Annotated in this window: 1 protein-coding gene; it reads right to left on the bottom strand. The window is 56.6% G+C overall.

Translation table 11 applies throughout. The features are described 5' to 3' along the window. Window positions 1–123: P-II family nitrogen regulator (locus tag ACTFO6_RS18855; protein WP_439935888.1), on the bottom strand; the 123-nt coding region annotated here is incomplete at its 3' end. Window positions 124–267 lie beyond the last annotated feature (144 nt).

Here is a 267-nt window from a genome sequence, read left to right as displayed (position 1 = left end):
GTACTCCCCATGCCCTTTCACTTTCATCATGGTGAGTCCTTTAACGCCGATCTCATGAAGTTTGTCCTCGACCTTGTCCAGCGCGCTCCGCCGGACGAAGGCGAGCACCGCCTTGAGCTCCATGACCGCCTCTCCTTTCATTGCTACGATATAAAACCCTGCCTCATTGGTTGGACCCGTTCAGGAGGCTTGCCGGCGGAGGGCGAATGTTTTCACCAACGCATAAATCGCGGGGATCACGATCAGCGTGAGGATGGTGGCGGAGAC

The organism is Pelomicrobium sp. G1, assembly GCF_051905455.1.
GTDB lineage: Bacteria > Pseudomonadota > Gammaproteobacteria > Burkholderiales > UBA6910 > Pelomicrobium.
This window is presented reverse-complemented; position numbering and strand designations above follow the sequence as displayed.